Here is a 17,535-nt window from a genome sequence, read left to right as displayed (position 1 = left end):
TCATGAATGTACTGATCGTTCACGCTCATCCCGAGCCGCAATCGTTCACCGCAGCCCTGCGTGATACGGCAGTGGAGACCTTCCGTGCCCAGGGCCATGAGGTGCAGGTCAGCGACCTGTACGCGATGAACTGGAACCCGGTGGCCAGTGCCGACGACTTCGGTTCGCGGGAAAACCCCGAGTACCTGGTGTATGCCCTGGAGCAACGGCTGGGGGTCAAGAGTGGCTCGATTGCCGCTGATATCCAGCAAGAGCTGGACAAACTGCTATGGGCTGACCTGGTGGTGCTGAACTTCCCGATCTTCTGGTTCTCGGCGCCGGCCATGCTTAAGGGTTGGATCGACCGGGTGCTGGTATCTGGCGTTTGTTATGGCGGCAAGCGCTTCTATGACCAAGGCGGCTTGGCGGGCAAAAAGGCGTTGGTGACCGTGACCCTCGGCGGGCGCGAGCACATGTTTGGCGAACGGGCGATCCATGGTCCGCTGGAGGATATGCTGCGACCGATTCTGCGCGGCACCCTGGCCTATGTCGGCTTTGACGTGCTGGAGCCGTTTGTGGCCTGGCATGTGCCGTACATCAGTGATGAGGCGCGCAAGGCGTTTCTGAGCAGCTACCAGCAACGTTTGCAGCACCTGTCGGATGATCAGCCGCTGCAGTTCCCGCGCTTGTCGCAGTTCGATGAGGCCCTGTACCCGTTGGCGTGATCGTTACACAGATCCGGTGGGAGCGGGCTTGCCCCGCGATAGCGGTGTGTCAGTCAGGCAGCATCGCGGGGCAAGCCCGCTCCCACCGACACCCACCCATTCGGGTTATGGTCGGCCAGGCACAATCACCGGATAGTAAGTCCATCGGCTCACCCTGAGCATTCACACGACGGAGTTGCTAATGCGCAAGGCACTGAAGGTGATGTGCAGTGTGGTGTTGGCGTCCACCGCAGCGGCCAGTCTGGCGGCTGAAGTGGACACTGGCAACACACTCAGGTTGTACAACTGGACAGACTACATCGGCGAAACCACCCTGGCTGATTTCGAGAAGGCCACGGGAATCAAGGTGATCTACGACACCTTCGATGGCTACGAAACCGTGCAGACCAAGTTGCTCACCGGCCGCTCCGGTTACGACCTGGTCATGCTCAATGCCTCGCTGGTGCCACCGCTGATCAAGGCCGGGGTATTTCAGCCCCTGGACAAGCAACAACTGCCCAGTTGGCACAATCTCGACGCTCAGGTGGTGCAGGCGCTGCAAGGCTATGATCCGGGCCTGAAATACTCGGCACCCTATACCTGGGGCAGCAACGGGGTGACCTACAACGTCGAGAAAATCAAAGCACGCATGCCCGATGCGCCGATCGGTTCGCTGGCCATGCTGTTCGACCCGAAGATCGTTTCGCGTTTTGCCGATTGTGGCGTGACCCTGATGGATGCGCCCACCGAGGTGATCCCGCTGGCCCTCAAGTACCTCGGCAAAGATCCGCGCAGCGCCGCGCCGGCCGATCTCAAGGCAGCCGAGAAACTGCTGCTGGACATTCGCCCCTACATCAAGAAATTCGACTCGGTGAACTACCTCACCAGCCTGCCCAATGGTGATGTGTGCATGGCCTTGACCTGGTCGGGCGACTACGCCATCGCCCAGGCCCGCGCTGAAGAAGCAAAGAAGGACATCAAGCTGTCGTTCTTCATCCCTAAAGAAGGCTCGTTGATCTGGTTCGACAACCTGTACCTGCCCAAGGACGCCCCGCATAGCGGCAATGCTCATCGCTTCGTCGAGTTTCTGCTGCAACCGCAGAACATGGCCCAGGTGACCAACTTCATTCGCTATGCCAACAGCAACGCGGCGGCGAACCCTTACGTGCAGGCAGACATCCGCAACGACCCGGCGATCTATCCCGATGACGCCACCCGTGAGCGCCTGTTTGCCCAGAAAACCCAGGATGCCCGCGACATGCGCGCGATCACCCGGGTCTGGAGCACGGTAAAGACTGGTTTTTGATCGCCCTCAATGCCCATCGCCAAGGAACAGACCATGGCTACGTCAAACAACGCTGTTGCACTGCCTTTTGCCTATGACCCGCTGGTGGAAGCCGACAAGGCCCACTACATGCACGGTTATCACATGTTCGACGAGCACCGCGAGCAAGGCGCGCTGAACATTGAGGCCGGGGAGGGCGCGTACATTCGTGATACTGAGGGCAATCGCTTCCTCGACGCGGTTGGTGGCATGTGGTGCACCAACATCGGCCTGGGGCGGGAAGAAATGGCCGTGGCCATTGCCGATCAGGTACGCAAGCTGGCTTACTCCAACCCGTTCTCCGACATGGCCAACACGGTGGCCATCGAACTGTGCGAAAAGCTTGCACAACTGGCGCCGGGCGATCTGGACCATGTATTCCTCACCACCGGCGGTTCGACCGCAGTCGATACCGCTTACCGGTTGATTCAGTACTATCAGAACTGCCGCGGCAAACCACACAAAAAACATATCATCGCCCGTTACAACGCCTATCACGGCTCGACCACCCTGACCATGTCGATTGGCAACAAGGCGGCTGACCGTGTACCCGAGTTCGATTACGCCCACGAGCTGATCCACCACGTCTCCAACCCCAACCCTTACCGGGCACCGGATGACATGGATGAAGCCGAGTTCCTCGACTTTCTCGTGGCCGAGTTCGAAGACAAGATCCTCTCGCTGGGCGCCGACAACGTTGCAGCGTTCTTTGCCGAGCCGATCATGGGCTCCGGCGGGGTGATCATTCCGCCCAAGGACTACTTCCTGCGCATGTGGCAGGTATGCCAGACCTACGACATCCTTTTCGTTGCCGATGAGGTGGTGACTTCGTTCGGTCGTCTCGGGACGTTCTTTGCCAGTGAGGAACTGTTCGGTGTGCAGCCGGATATCATCACCACGGCCAAAGGCCTGACTTCTGCGTACCTGCCGCTGGGCGCCTGCATCTTTTCTGACCGGATCTGGAAGCTCATCGCCGAACCGGGCAAGGGCCGCTGCTTTACCCACGGGTTCACCTACAGCGGTCATCCTGTGTGCTGTACGGCTGCGCTGAAGAACATCGAGATCATCGAGCGAGAAAACCTGCTGGCCCACGTCAAGGATGTCGGCGGTTATCTGGAGCAGCGTTTGCAGAGCCTGCGTGAATTGCCGCTGGTGGGCGATGTGCGTTGCATGAAGCTGATGGCGTGTGTCGAGTTTGTGGCCGACAAACGCAGCAAGGCGCTGTTTGCTGACTCGGTGAACATCGGTGAACGCATTCACCGCCGCGCCCAGGACAAAGGCTTGCTGGTACGCCCGATCATGCACCTGAACGTGATGTCGCCGCCGTTGATCATCACCCATGCGCAGGTGGATGAGATCGTCGAGGTATTGCGCCAGTGCATTGTGGAAACGGCTGACGAGCTGCGGCGTGAAGGGTTGTTTAGCGGTGGATGAGTGTTTGATCGCGGGGCAAGCCCGCTCCTACCGGATTTGCACAATCCCGGTAGGAGCGGGCTTGCCCCGCGAAATCAGCGCCAGACAGCTGCGGGCTCATGCGCCAGCCGGTAGACTGCTGAGCATGAGCCATGTATCCCCGGAAACACCCATCAGCCTGTCGTTTGGCGCCCTGCAGCAATGGCACGGCGCGCTGCAGCGCGCCTTCGCTCACAGCGAAACGCCGGACGCCCTCGCGCACCTGGCGGCAGCGATCAGCCAATTGGTGGCGGTCGAGTCAATGATGATCAGCCTCGAATGCCAGGGCCAGGCGCCGCGTTTGCTCCATCAGCAGGGCATTCCCGAGCAGCACCGTGATGCCATTCTCAATCGTTACTTTGCCGCCGGGTACCTGCTCGATCCGTTCTGCCTGGCCGTGGAGAGCGGGTTAGCCGAAGGTTTCTACCACTTGCAGGACATCGCCCCGGACAACTTCTTCGACAGCGACTACTACAAGGCTTACTACCTGGGCACCGGATGCAGTGAAGACAGCTACTTCATCGCCGACCTTGGCGATTCGCGGAAAATCTCGCTGAGCCTGTTTCAAGGGTGCAGCGGTTCGCAACTGAGCAGCGAGCAGGTCAACGTGTTGCGGGCGGTCGAGCCCGTGGTGCGCGAGTTGTTGGTGCGTTACGCCCGCCACGGCCTGGCGCAAAGCAGCAGTGATGCCGGGCACAACAGCATCCAGGCGGCGTTCGACAGCTTTGGATGCGAGGTTCTGACCGACCGCGAGCGCGAAGTGGCGCACATGATTCTGCGCGGTCATTCGGCCAAATCCACTGCCAGTGAACTGGGCATTTCGCCCGAAACCGTGCGCATGCACCGCAAGAACCTTTACCTCAAGCTGGAGATCAACTCACAGTCCGAGCTGTTTGCCCGCTTCATCGACTGGCTGCGCCGTGCGTCAGGCTAACCGCTCTTGCCGGGCGAGCGCCGGATAATAGAGGCGCCACGGGGTGTTCCGCGGCCTGTCAGGAGCACCGTTATGGATGAACATGCGGTACTGAGCCTGGGCCTGAGTGCCTTGCACCGGGACGGTTTTGTATTACTGCCGGGCGTGCTTGAGCCTCGACAAGTCATGGCGCTGCAAGCGGCGATCAGCACCCTGACGCCAATGCATTGGGATTACAACGGCCTGCTGGAACACTACAAATGCGTGTTCAACCGCGACCCGTTGTGGCTCACCTATCTGGACCTGCCGGGGGTCATCGAACTGGCCGAAGCGGCACTCGGGGAAGACTGCCACATCATCGGCCAGACCGCCTGGCGCAGCCATCCGGGCTATCAAGGCATGCCGCTGCACCTGGACTACCTGGTGATGGCGCTGCCTGAGGCGTTATTGGCCGATCCAGATTTCCAATTACCGATGCAGGTGTGCACCGTGCAGTTTTACCTGGACGACATCGACGCTGACCTGTGCCCGACCCGGGTGTTGCCTGGCAGTCATCGGGCAGGGCGCAAGCCCGCGCCGGGGGAACAGCAGTGGCAGGGGCAGTCGGCGCAGAGCATTCTGTGCCGGGCGGGTGATGCGCTGATGTTTCGCAGCGAACTCTGGCATGGCGGCAGCGATAACCGCAGCACCGATCGCAGCCGTTCGATGCTGCAAGTGCACTATGGCCGGCGCATGGTCGCGCAGAAGTTTTCGCCTTACCTGCACTGGCAGTTCAACCCGCAGGTGCTCGCCGCCGCAACGCCGCGTCAACGGCGCCTGCTTGGCGAACATGCCGAGGCCGAGTACGACTGAGCGTCAGGCCACCGCCTTGACCGCCAGAACATTGCACAAGGTGTGATCCAGCACATGTTCAGTGGTGCTACCGGTCAGACGTTCCAGCAGTTTGCGTGGGTGATTGCCCATCACCAGTACGTCGGTGCGGCTGTGAGCAACAAAATCGGCAATGCTGCGGGTGATTGGCGCCGACAGAAAGTGCTGACGCTCCACCGGGACGGCGTGGCGTGCGGCCAGTTGCTCAAAGACTTTATGAATCGATTTGCGTACATCGCTGCCAAAGCCCGGCACAGTCACGGTACCGGCACCAAAGTCAGCCATGTGCGTCTGTGCGCTGTCGCAGACATGCAGCAAGTGCAGTTCGGCATTGCATTGGCGTGCCAGGTCGCTGGCAGCCTGGATCACCGTTTCGTTGAGGTCGTTGTGCGGGTGTTCGGGGTGGGTCGGATCAACGGCGGCCACCACGATACGTGGCAACGGGCAGTGCACCGCTGAAACAAAGTGCATCGGGCACGGGCACTCACGCAACAGTTGCCAGTCCAGTGGGGTGAACAGCAGGCGCTTGAAGGCCGCTTCGTGCTGCACGTCCTTGATCAGCAGGTCGGGTTCGATGTCGTTGACCTGGGCCAGAATGGCGCCCACCGGGTCGCGGGTCAGGACCACGTCGGTGCTGACCCGGATACCGTTTTCATGCAGCAGGGTAGCTTCGTCGGCGAGCCACTGACGGCTGTCTTCGACACGGGACTGGTTGCGGTGCTCGTCGCCGCTGATGAGGCCGAGGGTATCGAGTTCCTCAACCACCGCGCTGACATGCAAGGTGGCACCAGTGGCATGCGCCAGGGCGGCGGCGCGTTCCAGTGCCGGGGTGTGGCGCATATCGGCGCCGACGATCAGGAACAGGCGTTGGTACTGGCTCATGGTGCACCTCCGGTCGCGTTGCCTTGCCAGCCCCCGAGCTAGAGTTTAGCCCATCGCCTGCAACGCTTGCGCCGCCAACGCCTGCCTGAACTGACCGCCGGTCACTCAGCCACGGCGGTCCAGCCACACGGTTTGCGCGTTGCAGAACTCACGCACACCAAAGTGCGACAGCTCACGGCCAAAGCCGCTCTTTTTCACCCCGCCGAAGGTCACGCGAGGATCAGAGGCGCAGACGCCGTTGATGAACACACCGCCGGTGTCCAGTTCCTTGGTCAGTTGAGCGGCCAGCTCCAGGTTTTGGGTGTAAATGGTCGAGGCCAGACCGAACTCGCTGTCATTGGCCAGCGCCAGGGCGTGGCCGGCATCGCGGGCGGTAATGATCGAGGCCACTGGCCCGAACAGCTCCTGGCGGAACGAGGTCATCTGATCGGTGACATCGGCCAGTACGGTCGGGGCGTAGTAGTTACCCGCGCCTTCGACCTTGTGGCCGCCGAGCAGTAGCGTCGCGCCTTCGGCCAGGGTGGCCTGGACCTGCTCATCAAGCTCGTCGCGCAGGTCGAAGCGGGCCATCGGGCCGAGGTAGGTCTGCTCCGACAGTGGATTACCCATCACCAGTTGGCGGGTGGCTTCGACGAACTTCTCGGTAAACGCCTGTACGATGCCTTGTTCAACGATCAGGCGCTTGGCGGCGGCGCAGACTTGCCCGGTGTTGGCGAAACGGCCAATCACCGCCGCTCGCACCGCTTCGTCGAGGTTGGCGTCGTTGAGGACGATGAACGGGTCGGAGCCACCCAGTTCCAGTACACATTTCTTCAGCGCCGCACCTGCCTGAGCGCCGATGGCCATGCCGGCACGCACGCTGCCGGTCAGGGTCACGGCGGCGATGCGCGGGTCTTTGATGGCCTGGGAGACACCGTCGGGGGTGACGTTGATGAGTTCGAACACACCTGTCGGCAGCCCGGCCTGTTTGATCACGTCGAGCAACAGGTAGGCGCTGCCCATGACGTTAGGGGCGTGCTTGAGCACGTAAGTGTTGCCGGCGATCAGTGCAGGCACCGCGCCGCGCAGCACCTGCCAGACCGGGAAGTTCCACGGCATCACCGCCAGAATCGGGCCCAGCGGACGGTATTCGATGCGTGCGGTGCCATTGTCGACCAGGGTCGATTCGGCATTGAGCATGCCTGGGCCCTGGGCTGCGTACCATTCGCACAACTGTGCACATTTTTCGACTTCACCACGGGCCTGAGCCAACGGCTTGCCCATCTCCAGGGTGATCATCTGCGCCATGGCTGCGGCGTTGTTGCGGATCGCAGTGGCCAGGCCGAGGATCAGTTGCGCGCGGTCCTTGACGGCGGTACGGCGCCACTTGGCGTAACCGGCCGTAGCGCGGGTCAGCGCCGCATCAAGCTCGGCCTCGGACTGGTAGGGATAATGGCCGATGGCTTCGCCGTTGGCGGGGTTGATCGACACAGCGTGAGTGTGGCTGGAGAACGCGGTCATGACACTGTCCTGCAAGGAGAGGGGAATGGCGCCAGCGTAGAGGGCTGTGCGTTTTGTGGAAACTGAATAATAATGAGCCTTTCATTCACGTTTGGAGAATGCTGTGGACCTGGTTCAGCTGGAGATCTTCAAAGCCGTGGCCGAGCACGGCAGCATCAGTGTCGCCGCCCAGCATATCCATCGGGTGCCGTCGAACCTGACCACCCGCATCAAGCAATTGGAAAGCGACCTTGGCGTCGAGTTATTCATTCGCGAGAAAAGTCGGCTGCGGCTGTCGCCGGCCGGCTGGAATTTTCTCGACTACACCCGGCGCATCCTTGCCCTGGTTGAAGAAGCGCGCTTGACCGTCGCCGGTGAAGAGCCACAGGGGCCGTTTTCCCTCGGCTCGTTGGAGAGCACTGCGGCCGTGCGCATTCCGGCGCTGCTGGCGGCGTATAACCAGCAATACAGCAAGGTCGAGCTAGACCTGTCTACCGGGCCGTCCGGGGCGATGATCGAAGGGGTATTGTCCGGGCGGCTGGTGGCGGCCTTCGTCGACGGCCCGGTGCTGCACCCGACCCTGGACGGCGTTCCGGTGTTCGAGGAGGAAATGGTGCTGATTGCACCCCTGAACCACGCGCCGATCAGCCGTGCCCAGGATGTCAATGGCGAGAACATTTATGCCTTTCGCGCCAACTGTTCCTACCGCCACCATTTTGAACGTTGGTTCAGCACCGATGCGGCGGTGCCGGGCAAAATCTATGAGATGGAGTCTTACCACGGCATGCTCGCCTGTGTCAGCGCCGGTGCCGGCCTGGCCTTGATGCCACGCAGCATGCTCGAAAGTATGCCTGGCTGCGCTACTGTGAGTGTCTGGCCGTTGTCGCAAGACTTCCGCTACTTGAACACCTGGCTGGTATGGCGGCGTGGGACGGTGTCGCAGAGCCTGTCGAGTTTTGTTCAGTTGCTGGAGGCCCGTCGGCAGGCATAGCGCGGCAGCCTGGCTGCGCTGAAAATCGCAGTGAGCGAGCATGGATTGACTAGACTTTGAGCACCATCTCCTCACTCTCTGCGATCTGGAGCAGCCATGCTTGATTACTTTGCATTAGGCGTGTTGATCTTCGCTGGTCTGGTGCTGTTCTACGGCATCATCGTGCTGCACGACATCCCCTATGAAATCGCTGTTCATCGTAACCACCCCCATCAGGACGCCATTCATGCCACCGGCTGGGTGAGCCTGTTCACCTTGCATGCACTTTGGCCGTTCCTGTGGATCTGGGCCATGCTCTACCGCGAAGATCGTGGTTGGGGTATCGGTAGCAGCGGCCAGCTCCACCAGACTTCGATAAACGAGCTGCAGGTTCAATTGCTTGAGCTGCAGCAGCGGGTCGCCCACCTGGAGGCTATCCAGAGCAAAGCCGGCGAGCCCCGGCATGACGCAGGCGGGGGAATCTAATCCATGGACCTGCTGCTGATTCTGACCTACGCCGCGATCTGCATTGCCATCTTCAAGATCTTCCGTATCCCCCTGAACAAATGGACCGTACCGACTGCGGTGCTGGGCGGGGTGGTATTGATTGGTGCGCTGATCTTTACCATGAACTACAACCACCCCTATTCGGAAGTCGCACGATCGTATTTCGTCTCGGTACCGGTGATTCCGGTGGTGACCGGCAAGGTCATCGAAGTGCCGGTGCAGGGCAACCAGCCGCTGGAGAAGGGTGATGTGTTGTTCCGCATCGATCCCGCACCGTTCGAGTACAAGCTGCAGTCGCTCAAGGCGCAGCACCTGGCCGCCAAGGGTGACCTGTACCGGATCAACGAGCTGATCAAGCGTAATTTTGGTACTCGCCGCGAACTGGAGTCGGCGATTGCCCGCGTCGATGACCTGCAGGCGCAGATCGACAACGCCCAGTTCGAACTCGACAACACCGTGGTGCGCGCGCCGAGCAAAGGCTTCGTGACTCATGTTTCGCTGCGCGCCGGGATGATGGCCACCAGGCTGCCACTACGGCCGTCGATGGTGTTCATCCCACAGGAAAGCCATTACTTCGCCGCCTGGATGCGTCAGAACAGTTTGCTGCGCCTGGTGGCGGGCGATGAGGCTGAAGTGGCCTTTGATGGCATTCCCGGCAAGGTGTTCAAGGGGCAGGTCAAGAGTGTCATTACGGTGATTGCCGAAGGCCAGATACAGCCCTCCGGCAATTTGATCGGCTATACCGGCTCACCGCCGGCGGGGCGAGTGCCGGTGATCATCGAAATCACCGACCCCGACTTTGTCCAGTACAGCGCACAGATGCCTGGCGGTGCTTACGGCCAAGCGGCCGTTTACAGCAAGCATTTCGAACATGTCGGCGTAATGCGCAAGATTCTCCTGCGCATGGCTGCCTGGATGAACTACATCTTCCCGTTCCATTGATAGCGGCAAGCGCTGAGCGCAGGTCTACCTGCGTTCAGTGCTGCTCAGGGCCTGGTGCGGCCTCTTCAGGCGGCTGGGCCACCCAGGACATGAACAGCTCATAACCCACCGCCAACAACACCGGGCCGATAAACAGGCCGATAATGCCGTTGGTCAACATGCCGCCCAATGCGCCAATCAACACCACCGGCATCGGTACGGCAACGCCACGGCCGAGCAACAGCGGTTTGAGGACGTTGTCCGACAGCCCGGCGAGGATCGTCCAGATGGCGAAAATGATGGTGCTGACGCCAACACCGTCATGGGCGAACACATAGATCACCACCGGCAAGGTGATCAGCAACACTGGCAGTTGGGTGATGCCCAGCAGCAACACCATCAGCGCCAGCACGCCAGCTCCGGGCACACCCATGACCACCAGACCGATACCGATCAGCAGCATCTGGATGAAGGCAATCCCGACAACGCCCTGCGCCACGGCGCGGATGGTCGAGGTGCACAGCTCGGCCAGTTGCGGACCACGTTCGGGGCCTGAGATGCGCGTGGCGATGGCCACACCGGTACGTTGACCATTGGCACCGTTGGCCATGATCAGGCCCGCGACGATCAATGCCACGATGAACACCAGGATTCCTGTACCGACGCCTGCCAATTGGGTGAGCAGGGTTTTGCTCACGCCTTTCAAGTGCGGTGCAACTTGAGACAAGGCCCAGCTCAGGTCGGTGCTGGCGTGGTTCCAGATGCCGTACAACAACCCACCGATCACCGGCCACTCTTGTATGCTCGCCGGTGGCGGCGGGATTTCGATGGCCTGGTTCTCAAAGGTGTGGATGCCCAGCTTGACCGAATCGGCCACCGAGGCGCCAAGCAGGCTCAGAGGCCCGATCAGGCAGGCCAGGCCGATCAGCACCAGGATGATCGACGCCCAGCCGGGGCGGCCACCCAGCCAACCACCGATGCGCTGGTTCAACGGGTACAGGGTAATGGCCAGAATCACTGCCCAGAGCATCAGGCTGAGGAACGGCTGAAAGATTTCAAAGCAGAACATCACCAGCACCGCAATGAGGCCGGCGCGGATCAGCACGTCGAGCAATGCCCTGGTACTGCCCAGTTGAAGGGGTCTTGGATCGTTCATACAGGTTGCCCTCGCTCAGGGGATTGCTTAATGCCCGGTAGGGCAGGTGCGGCTTCCGTTTCGCGCGGCCTGATTGACCTGCTCGGTAAAGCGCTTGAGGTTTTGCTGGTGGGCGATTACCAGTTCCTCAATGGTCGCGCCGGCCGGGGTCTGGATCACGCTACGGCAGGTCAACATGGGAATGTCGCTGCCATTGGCGCCACGCAGGCGCCATTGTGCGTCAAACAGCGCGTACTGCCCCGGTACCGAGTCAAAACGTTGCACGTCAACCCGCAGTCCCAGCCGCGAGGGCGTGCTGGCGCTGAACTGGTTGACCAGTGCGTTCTGCAGTTCATCGGCAAGGCTGGCCCCCCACCATTCGGTTTCCAGGATGGCCAGGCTGCTGTTGCTCTGGCGCACCACCATCTGCGGTCTATCGACCTGGGGCGGTACGCTGATGCGTTCGAGCTGGATATCGACGCTGCTGGACGGCGCAGGTTGTTGCGGGATCAAGGTGTGGTAGTGGATCGGATCGCTGCGGCACGCCGCCAGCAGCAACGCCAGGCCCAACAGGGCGATTTTTGAAACGGGCGCCATAGTCAGTGCTCCTGCGGTCATTCGCGCGAAGGGGACAGGTTATCGGCCGGTGCATCCTTGGGTCTGCCACGCAGCAAGGACTCAGGGTTGCGGCCCAGGTAATCGGCCAGCTCGCGCAGTGAACGCGACATACGCCCCAGCTCGTCCAGGGTCTGGGTCAATTGCTCACGCTGCGGTGAGTCGTCGGCCAGGGTCGAATTGGCGCTTTGCAAGGTTTTGCTGACTTCCTGCAGGGTGCCCTGAACCCCCGGCAAGGTCCGGCTGTTGAACTGGGCAAGGCCCTTGCGCAGCTCTACCAGGTTGGCATCGAGGTTGTTGGCAATGCGCTCGATCGGCAGGCGGTTGATGCGCTCGACCATGGCCTGGAACTGTTCCTGCAACTGTTCCAGGCTGCCCGGTACGGTGGGGATGCTGATGGGGCGTGCTGTCGGGTCGAAGGCCACTTTCGGCGCTTTCGGGTCGAAATCCAGCGAGATGTACAACTGCCCTGTCAGCAGGTTGCCGCTGCGCGCCTGAGCGCGCAGGCCGCTCTCGACAAACATGCCCAGGACTCTGACCGCACGCTCTTCATCGTTGGGGTCATGGTCGAGCGCTTTGAGCAGCTTGGTATGGGCTTTACCCAGGCGCTGAGGGTAAATGACGATGCCGACATTGAGCGGGAAGTTGCGTTTCTCGGCGTCGAAATCCAGGTTGACCGACACCACTTCACCAATCTCCACGCCCTGAAATTCTACCGGCGCGCCCGGTTTCAGGCCGCGCAGCGATTCATCGAAGCGCAGGGCCAGGTACTGTGGGCGGCCTTTCGGGGGTGCCAGAGCGGTCTTCTCATCCTCGAACAGCTCGAAGACGTTGTCTTCTGCCGCGACCTGGTCATCGGGGTTGTACTGCGGGGCACGGAAGGCAATCCCACCCACCAGCAAGGACGACAGCGATTCGGTACGCACGGCAAAACCGTTGGCGCCGGCCTCAAGGTCAATGCCGCTGGCATTCCAGAAACGGGTGTTGTTGGTCACGAATGCATCGTTGGGCGACTGCACGAACACTTCGATGTCGACACTTTTACCGTCTTTGGCCAACTGGTAAGACACCACTTGGCCTACCGAGATCTTGCGGTAATACACCGGCGAACCTATGCCCAGCGAACCCAGGTCGCTGGTGCGCAGGGTGAAGCGCTTGCCGGGTTCGCCATAGGTAATCGGTGGTGGCATCTCGAGGCCGGTGAAAGATTTGGCGCGGGTACGCGACTGCCCGGCATCGGCACCGATAAAGTCACCGGAGAGGAGTGTGTCGATTCCGGAAATACCGCCAGCACCAATACGTGCACGTACCACCCAGAACGTTGAATCTTCGCGGGTGAAGTTTTCTGCCTGTTTGTTCAACTTGACCGTTGCCGTCACGCTTTTCTGATCTTCGCTCAACTCCACAGTGGTGACATGGCCGATCACCACGTTACGGTACTTGACCTCGGTTTTATTAGCCGTCAGGCCTTCACCTGTCTTGAACGAAATCTGGATGGTGGGCCCCCGTTGCATCCAGTCGTGAACCACCAGCGAAATACCGACCAGTACCGCGATAATCGGCACGATCCACACCAGTGACACGCTGAAGCGTCGGGTTTTGACAGTTGATGCGCCTGGCACCGGCGGCTCTTCAGTGGCTGCTGACTTCATCCGTGCGCTCCTCGGGTTGACGGCTTTCCCAGATCATTCGGGGGTCGAAACTCATGGCGGCGAGCATGGTGAACACCACCACCAGGCCAAAAAACAGAATGCCCGGGCGCGGCTCGATGTCGCCCAAAGCCTGAAACTTGACCAGCGCCGCGACCAGGGCCACGACAATTACATCGAGCATCGACCAGTAGCCGATCAACTCGACGAAGCGGTAGAGCTTGGAACGCTCTTTCTGCGCCCAGTCACTGCCGCGTTGCACGGTCACCAGCAGCATGCCCAGGGCCACGAACTTGGTGGCCGGCACGGCGATGCTGGCGATGAAGATGATCAGGGCAATGTCCCAGGCACCGTGCGACCAGAACTCGATCACACCGCTCATGATGGTGCTGTCGTCGCCACTGCCGAGCATCTTGGTGTTCATCACCGGGAGCAGGTTGGCCGGTATGTAGAACACCAGCGCCGCAATCAAGTAAGCCCAGGTACGGGCCAGCGCATTCGGTTTACGTGCATGCATCGGCGCGCCGCAGCGATCGCAATAATGAATGTCGTGGCTGGCGTCACAGGCCTTGCCGCAGGCGTGACAGAGCATCAGCTTGAGCTCGGAAGCCAGAGGCGGGCGGTTCATGGCAGGGTGTCCCACAATTCGCGGATGTCGCGGCCTGCGACACGGATAATCACCAGGCTCAAGGCCGCCAGGGCGATCAGGCCGATGCCGGGAAGTACATCGAGCAGGCCGGCCAGTTTAAACACCGCGACCATGGCGCCGAGCAGGCAGACCTCCAGCATGCTCCAGGGGCGTAGGGTTTCCAGCCAGCGCATGCACAGGCGAAACCCCGGTGATCGCTGACCGGTCAGGGCGAAGCACAGCACCCAGATCAGCAGCAGTAACTGGAAAACCGGCGCGATGATGATCGAGATCGCCGCCACCAGGGCAATAAAGGTGATTGGGCCGCTGGCCAGCGCGCGTACCGAGTCCCAGAGGGTGGCGCTGTTGGACAGGCCTTTGAGGCTGATACTCATCACTGGATAAAAGTTGGCCAGCAGCCACAGTACCAGGGCGGTAAAGCTCAACGCCAGGCGCTGTTGCAAGGTCATGCCGTTATAACGCTGCAGCACGGCACCGCAACGCTGGCACATGGCCTTTTGGTGTTTGGCCAACGGCACTTTGTGGTAAACGCAGTCGCAATGTTCGCAGATGATCAGCTGATCGGTATTCAGCATGGTGCGGGCTCAGGCTGCGGCGGAGACTACGTCAATATAGTCGGCGGCAGCGCAGGGCCACGGATTTTTTCACCCGAAGCCGGTAGGAGCGGGCTTGCCCCGCGATTGCGGCTTATCTGTCTCATCGCATCGCGGGGCAAGCCCGCTCCTACTTACATATGCAGTAACGATTGCCGGGGCAGGTAGCAGCACCCAGGGCTAAGCTTTTTCTTTGGTCCGCAAGCTATCCAGGAGCACTGCCATGCTCATGCGTCGTGAATTTCTCACCGCCAGTGCCGCACTCGCTGCCGGGCTCGGCTGCCTGAGCCTGGCTGGTCCGGGGTTTGCCCAGGCCAGCACGATGCTCACACGCAAGATTCCCTCGAGCGGCGAGGCATTGGCGGTCATCGGCGCCGGCACTTCCGGCAGTTTCGAAGTCGACGCCGGTTCGCCGCAGTACCAACAGCTCAAGCAGGTGCTCAAGGTGTTTTTCGAGGGCGGCGGCCAGGTGATCGACACCTCGCCCAACTATAGCGGCGCCGATGCCGTGCTGGGCCAGTTGCTGGAGGAGGGCGGTTGGCGCAGCAAGACCTTCCTCGCTACCAAGATCGCTGCGGACAGCCGCGATGCTGCCCAAGCGCAGTGGGCTGGCACCTTGCGCAGCCTGCGCACCGACAAGGTCGAGTTGTTGCAAGTGCATAACCTGCGCGATTGGCAGCGCCAGCTCCCCTACGCCCGTGAGCTGAAGGCACAGGGGCTGACCCGTTATGTCGGGGTGACTCATTACGTGGACGGCGGCCTGGATGAACTGGAGCGGATCCTGCGCCAGGAGCCTCTGGACTTCATCCAGATACATTATTCGGTCAACGCACCTGCTGCGGCCCGCACGGTCTTGCCACTGGCCCAGGACAAGGGCGTGGCGGTGCTGATCAACCGCGCGTTCGACGACGGCCGGTTGTTTGCCAAAGTCAAAGACCAAGCGCTACCCGCGTGGGCGGCGCAAGCGGGCATCAGTAGCTGGGCACAGCTGTTCCTCAAGTTCGCCATCAGCCACCCGGCAGTGACGGCGGTCATTCCGGCCACCAGCCGTCCGGAGCGGCAACTCGACCAGCTCAAGGCGGGTAGCGGTCCCTTGCTCAGCGACGCCCAGCGCAGGCAGTTGATCGAGCAGTTCGCCTGAGCGGCCATGGCAATTCAGAGTAAGCGCCTGTTTAACATCCGTGCCGGTGAAATGCCGATCGTGGTGGCCGGGCTGAGTTTGTTTTTCCTGCTGTTTGCCGGCTATTTCATGCTGCGCCCAGTCCGCGAAACCATGGGGGTGGCAGGCGGGGTCGAGAATCTGCAGTGGCTGTTCACCGGCACCTTTGTGCTGACCCTGATCGCCTTGCCGCTGTTTGGCTGGCTGGCCTCGAAAGTCCAGCGACGGCGTATCTTGCCCTGGACCTACGGCTTTCTGGCCAGCAACCTGTTGCTGTTCGCGGCGTTGTTTGCGCGATGGCCCGACAACCTGTGGAGTGCGCGGGCCTTTTACATCTGGCTGTCGATGTTCAACCTGTTGAGTATTTCCCTGGCCTGGAGTGTGCTGGCTGATGTGCTCTCCAGCGAGCAGGCCAAGCGCCTGTTTGGCCTGTTGGCGGCCGGCGCAAGCCTGGGCGGGCTGGTCGGGCCGTTGCTGGGCACGCTACTGGTCGGGGTGATCGGCCATGCCGGCCTGGTGCTGCTTGCCACCCTGTGCTTGTTGGGGTGCGTGGTTGCTGCAAGTGGGTTGCAGCGTTTCAGGGATCGGCATCCGCTGCCCGCCGATACCGAGCTGCCGCGTTCGCGGCCCTTGGGTGGTAATCCGTTCTCGGGGGCCAGTGAGGTGTTTCGGTCCCCGTATTTGTTAGGTATTGCGCTGTTTGTGGTGTTGCTGGCCAGTGTCAGCACGTTCTTGTATTTCGAGCAGGCCCGGCTGGTGGCTGAGCATTTCACCAGCCGTACCGAGCAGACCCAGGTGTTTGGCCTGATCGACAGTGTGGTGCAGTTTCTGTCGATCCTGACGCAGGTGTTCATCACCGGGCATCTGGCGCGCAAGCTTGGGGTCGGGATTTTGTTGGTGGCGGTGCCGTTGCTGATGGTTGTCGGTTTTCTCTGGTTGGCGCTGGCGCCGTTGTTTGCAGTGTTTGTGGTGGTAATGGTGTTGCGTCGGGTGGGGGAATACGCGTTGGTGCGGCCTGGACGCGAGATGCTCTATACCGTGGTGGAGCCGGAGCATAAGTACAAAGCCAAGAACTTTACCGATACGGTGGTGTACCGCGGTGGTGATGCACTCAGTGGTTGGGTCAAGCGTGGGCTGGACCTGATCGGCGATCACCCGGCGTTGGCGATGTTCATCGGCGCTGCAATTGCCTTGGTCTGGGGGCTGACGGGGGCGTGGCTGGGCCATGTGCAACGCCGCCGCGAAGGCTAGCCAGCCTTGCTGTAGGAGCGGGCTTGCCCCGCGACTGCGCTTTGTCAGGTAAAACGCAATCGCGGGGCAAGCCCGCTCCTACCCTGGTGAGTGCACTCAGTGGTTGGGTCAAGCGTGGGCTGGACCTGATCGGCGATCATCCGGCGTTGGCGATGTTCATCGGCTCTGCAATTGCCTTGGTTTGGGGGCTGACGGGGGCGTGGCTGGGCCATGTGCAGCGCCGCCGCGAAGGCTAGCCAGCCTTGCTGTAGGAGCGGGCTTGCCCCGCGACTGCGCTTTGTCAGGTAAAACGCAATCGCGGGGCAAGCCCGCTCCTACCCTGGTGAGTGCACTCAGTGGTTGGGTCAAGCGTGGGCTGGACCTGATCGGCGAGCACCCGGCGTTGGCGATGTTCATCGGTGCTGCAATTGCCTTGGTTTGGGGGCTGATGGGGGCGTGGCTGGGCCATGTGCAGCGCCGCCGCGAAGTCTAGCCAGCCTTGCT

The 17,535-nt window shown here is 61.2% G+C and carries 19 protein-coding genes; 12 read left to right on the top strand and 7 right to left on the bottom strand.

Annotated features, from left to right (window positions below; genetic code table 11):
* Positions 1–2: 2 nt before the first annotated feature.
* The 5 genes from E1573_RS09990 to E1573_RS09970 all read left to right on the top strand — a co-directional run bounded on the left by E1573_RS09990 (position 3) and on the right by E1573_RS09970 (position 5,224).
* Complete coding sequence (locus E1573_RS09990) at positions 3–704, top strand: NAD(P)H-dependent oxidoreductase (protein ID WP_133213092.1); 702 nt, start codon at positions 3–5, stop codon at positions 702–704.
* Between the two features lie 181 nt (positions 705–885).
* Positions 886–1,989 carry a polyamine ABC transporter substrate-binding protein gene (locus E1573_RS09985; RefSeq protein WP_133213090.1) on the top strand — a complete coding sequence of 368 codons (1,104 nt, stop codon included), beginning with the start codon at positions 886–888 and terminating at the stop codon, positions 1,987–1,989.
* A 33-nt stretch (positions 1,990–2,022) separates the two neighbouring features.
* Positions 2,023–3,441, top strand: a complete 1,419-nt coding sequence (locus E1573_RS09980) for an aminotransferase (protein WP_133213088.1) — start codon at positions 2,023–2,025, stop codon at positions 3,439–3,441.
* A 124-nt stretch (positions 3,442–3,565) separates the two neighbouring features.
* Complete coding sequence (locus tag E1573_RS09975; protein ID WP_133213086.1) at positions 3,566–4,393, top strand: helix-turn-helix transcriptional regulator; 828 nt, start codon at positions 3,566–3,568, stop codon at positions 4,391–4,393.
* A gap of 72 nt (positions 4,394–4,465) precedes the next feature.
* Complete coding sequence (locus tag E1573_RS09970) at positions 4,466–5,224, top strand: phytanoyl-CoA dioxygenase family protein (protein ID WP_133213084.1); 759 nt, start codon at positions 4,466–4,468, stop codon at positions 5,222–5,224.
* 3 nt (positions 5,225–5,227) lie between these two features.
* On the opposite strand, the gene E1573_RS09965 is transcribed toward E1573_RS09970, so the two are convergent.
* The gene (locus E1573_RS09965; protein ID WP_133213082.1) at positions 5,228–6,124 is read right to left on the bottom strand and encodes a universal stress protein; all 897 of its coding nucleotides are present in this window, start codon (positions 6,122–6,124) and stop codon (positions 5,228–5,230) included.
* Between the two features lie 105 nt (positions 6,125–6,229).
* A complete protein-coding gene (locus E1573_RS09960; protein WP_133213080.1) occupies positions 6,230–7,624 on the bottom strand; it encodes an aldehyde dehydrogenase family protein in 1,395 nt (464 codons plus the stop codon).
* A gap of 103 nt (positions 7,625–7,727) precedes the next feature.
* On the opposite strand from E1573_RS09960, the gene E1573_RS09955 reads away from it, so the two are divergent.
* The 3 genes from E1573_RS09955 (at position 7,728) to E1573_RS09945 (ending at position 10,022) form a co-directional block, all read left to right on the top strand.
* A complete protein-coding gene (locus E1573_RS09955) occupies positions 7,728–8,594 on the top strand; it encodes a LysR family transcriptional regulator (protein ID WP_133213078.1) in 867 nt (288 codons plus the stop codon).
* 96 nt (positions 8,595–8,690) lie between these two features.
* Entirely contained in the window at positions 8,691–9,059 is a 369-nt protein-coding gene (locus E1573_RS09950; RefSeq protein WP_133213076.1) for a DUF3302 domain-containing protein, read from the top strand.
* A 3-nt stretch (positions 9,060–9,062) separates the two neighbouring features.
* Entirely contained in the window at positions 9,063–10,022 is a 960-nt protein-coding gene (locus E1573_RS09945) for an HlyD family secretion protein (RefSeq protein WP_133213074.1), read from the top strand.
* A 34-nt stretch (positions 10,023–10,056) separates the two neighbouring features.
* Here the strand turns inward: E1573_RS09945 and E1573_RS09940 are convergent, their stop codons facing one another.
* The 5 genes from E1573_RS09940 to E1573_RS09920 are packed head-to-tail and all read right to left on the bottom strand — an operon-like array spanning position 10,057 to position 14,624.
* Positions 10,057–11,157 carry an AI-2E family transporter gene (locus E1573_RS09940; RefSeq protein WP_133213072.1) on the bottom strand — a complete coding sequence of 367 codons (1,101 nt, stop codon included), beginning with the start codon at positions 11,155–11,157 and terminating at the stop codon, positions 10,057–10,059.
* A 27-nt stretch (positions 11,158–11,184) separates the two neighbouring features.
* Positions 11,185–11,733: a membrane integrity-associated transporter subunit PqiC gene (locus E1573_RS09935; RefSeq protein WP_133213070.1), complete on the bottom strand. Its 549-nt coding sequence runs from the start codon at positions 11,731–11,733 to the stop codon at positions 11,185–11,187.
* A gap of 17 nt (positions 11,734–11,750) precedes the next feature.
* Positions 11,751–13,403: an intermembrane transport protein PqiB gene (locus tag E1573_RS09930; RefSeq protein ID WP_133213068.1), complete on the bottom strand. Its 1,653-nt coding sequence runs from the start codon at positions 13,401–13,403 to the stop codon at positions 11,751–11,753.
* The gene (locus E1573_RS09925; protein WP_133213066.1) at positions 13,384–14,028 is read right to left on the bottom strand and encodes a paraquat-inducible protein A; all 645 of its coding nucleotides are present in this window, start codon (positions 14,026–14,028) and stop codon (positions 13,384–13,386) included. Before E1573_RS09925 ends, E1573_RS09930 begins: the two co-directional genes overlap by 20 nt.
* Entirely contained in the window at positions 14,025–14,624 is a 600-nt protein-coding gene (locus E1573_RS09920; protein WP_133213065.1) for a paraquat-inducible protein A, read from the bottom strand. The genes E1573_RS09925 and E1573_RS09920 overlap by 4 nt, the downstream gene beginning before the upstream one ends.
* A gap of 241 nt (positions 14,625–14,865) precedes the next feature.
* On the opposite strand from E1573_RS09920, the gene E1573_RS09915 reads away from it, so the two are divergent.
* From E1573_RS09915 to E1573_RS09900, 4 genes are read left to right on the top strand one after another with little or no spacing between them, the layout of a single operon-like run.
* Positions 14,866–15,783, top strand: a complete 918-nt coding sequence (locus tag E1573_RS09915) for an aldo/keto reductase (protein ID WP_133213064.1) — start codon at positions 14,866–14,868, stop codon at positions 15,781–15,783.
* A 6-nt stretch (positions 15,784–15,789) separates the two neighbouring features.
* A complete protein-coding gene (locus E1573_RS09910; protein ID WP_133213062.1) occupies positions 15,790–17,052 on the top strand; it encodes an NTP/NDP exchange transporter in 1,263 nt (420 codons plus the stop codon).
* A gap of 23 nt (positions 17,053–17,075) precedes the next feature.
* Positions 17,076–17,288, top strand: coding sequence for a hypothetical protein (locus E1573_RS09905; RefSeq protein WP_371925147.1), 213 nt, complete (start codon positions 17,076–17,078; stop codon positions 17,286–17,288).
* A 23-nt stretch (positions 17,289–17,311) separates the two neighbouring features.
* Positions 17,312–17,524 (top strand): hypothetical protein, encoded by a 213-nt coding sequence (locus tag E1573_RS09900; RefSeq protein ID WP_371925146.1) that lies wholly within the window; start codon positions 17,312–17,314, stop codon positions 17,522–17,524.
* Positions 17,525–17,535: the final 11 nt, after the last annotated feature.

Source organism: Pseudomonas sp. H9, from assembly GCF_004353925.1.
GTDB lineage: Bacteria > Pseudomonadota > Gammaproteobacteria > Pseudomonadales > Pseudomonadaceae > Aquipseudomonas.
This window is presented reverse-complemented; position numbering and strand designations above follow the sequence as displayed.

Bases quoted from the DNA above. Each gene is read 5' to 3' on its own strand.
- E1573_RS09990 (WP_133213092.1), top strand. From the start codon at position 3: ATGAATGTACTGATCGTTCACGCTCATCCCGAGCCGCAATCGTTCACC.
- E1573_RS09985 (WP_133213090.1), top strand. From the start codon at position 886: ATGCGCAAGGCACTGAAGGTGATGTGCAGTGTGGTGTTGGCGTCCACC.
- E1573_RS09980 (WP_133213088.1), top strand. From the start codon at position 2,023: ATGGCTACGTCAAACAACGCTGTTGCACTGCCTTTTGCCTATGACCCG.
- E1573_RS09975 (WP_133213086.1), top strand. From the start codon at position 3,566: ATGAGCCATGTATCCCCGGAAACACCCATCAGCCTGTCGTTTGGCGCC.
- E1573_RS09970 (WP_133213084.1), top strand. From the start codon at position 4,466: ATGGATGAACATGCGGTACTGAGCCTGGGCCTGAGTGCCTTGCACCGG.
- E1573_RS09965 (WP_133213082.1), bottom strand. From the start codon at position 6,124: ATGAGCCAGTACCAACGCCTGTTCCTGATCGTCGGCGCCGATATGCGC.
- E1573_RS09960 (WP_133213080.1), bottom strand. From the start codon at position 7,624: ATGACCGCGTTCTCCAGCCACACTCACGCTGTGTCGATCAACCCCGCC.
- E1573_RS09950 (WP_133213076.1), top strand. From the start codon at position 8,691: ATGCTTGATTACTTTGCATTAGGCGTGTTGATCTTCGCTGGTCTGGTG.
- E1573_RS09945 (WP_133213074.1), top strand. From the start codon at position 9,063: ATGGACCTGCTGCTGATTCTGACCTACGCCGCGATCTGCATTGCCATC.
- E1573_RS09940 (WP_133213072.1), bottom strand. From the start codon at position 11,157: ATGAACGATCCAAGACCCCTTCAACTGGGCAGTACCAGGGCATTGCTC.
- E1573_RS09935 (WP_133213070.1), bottom strand. From the start codon at position 11,733: ATGGCGCCCGTTTCAAAAATCGCCCTGTTGGGCCTGGCGTTGCTGCTG.
- E1573_RS09930 (WP_133213068.1), bottom strand. From the start codon at position 13,403: ATGAAGTCAGCAGCCACTGAAGAGCCGCCGGTGCCAGGCGCATCAACT.
- E1573_RS09925 (WP_133213066.1), bottom strand. From the start codon at position 14,028: ATGAACCGCCCGCCTCTGGCTTCCGAGCTCAAGCTGATGCTCTGTCAC.
- E1573_RS09920 (WP_133213065.1), bottom strand. From the start codon at position 14,624: ATGCTGAATACCGATCAGCTGATCATCTGCGAACATTGCGACTGCGTT.
- E1573_RS09915 (WP_133213064.1), top strand. From the start codon at position 14,866: ATGCTCATGCGTCGTGAATTTCTCACCGCCAGTGCCGCACTCGCTGCC.
- E1573_RS09910 (WP_133213062.1), top strand. From the start codon at position 15,790: ATGGCAATTCAGAGTAAGCGCCTGTTTAACATCCGTGCCGGTGAAATG.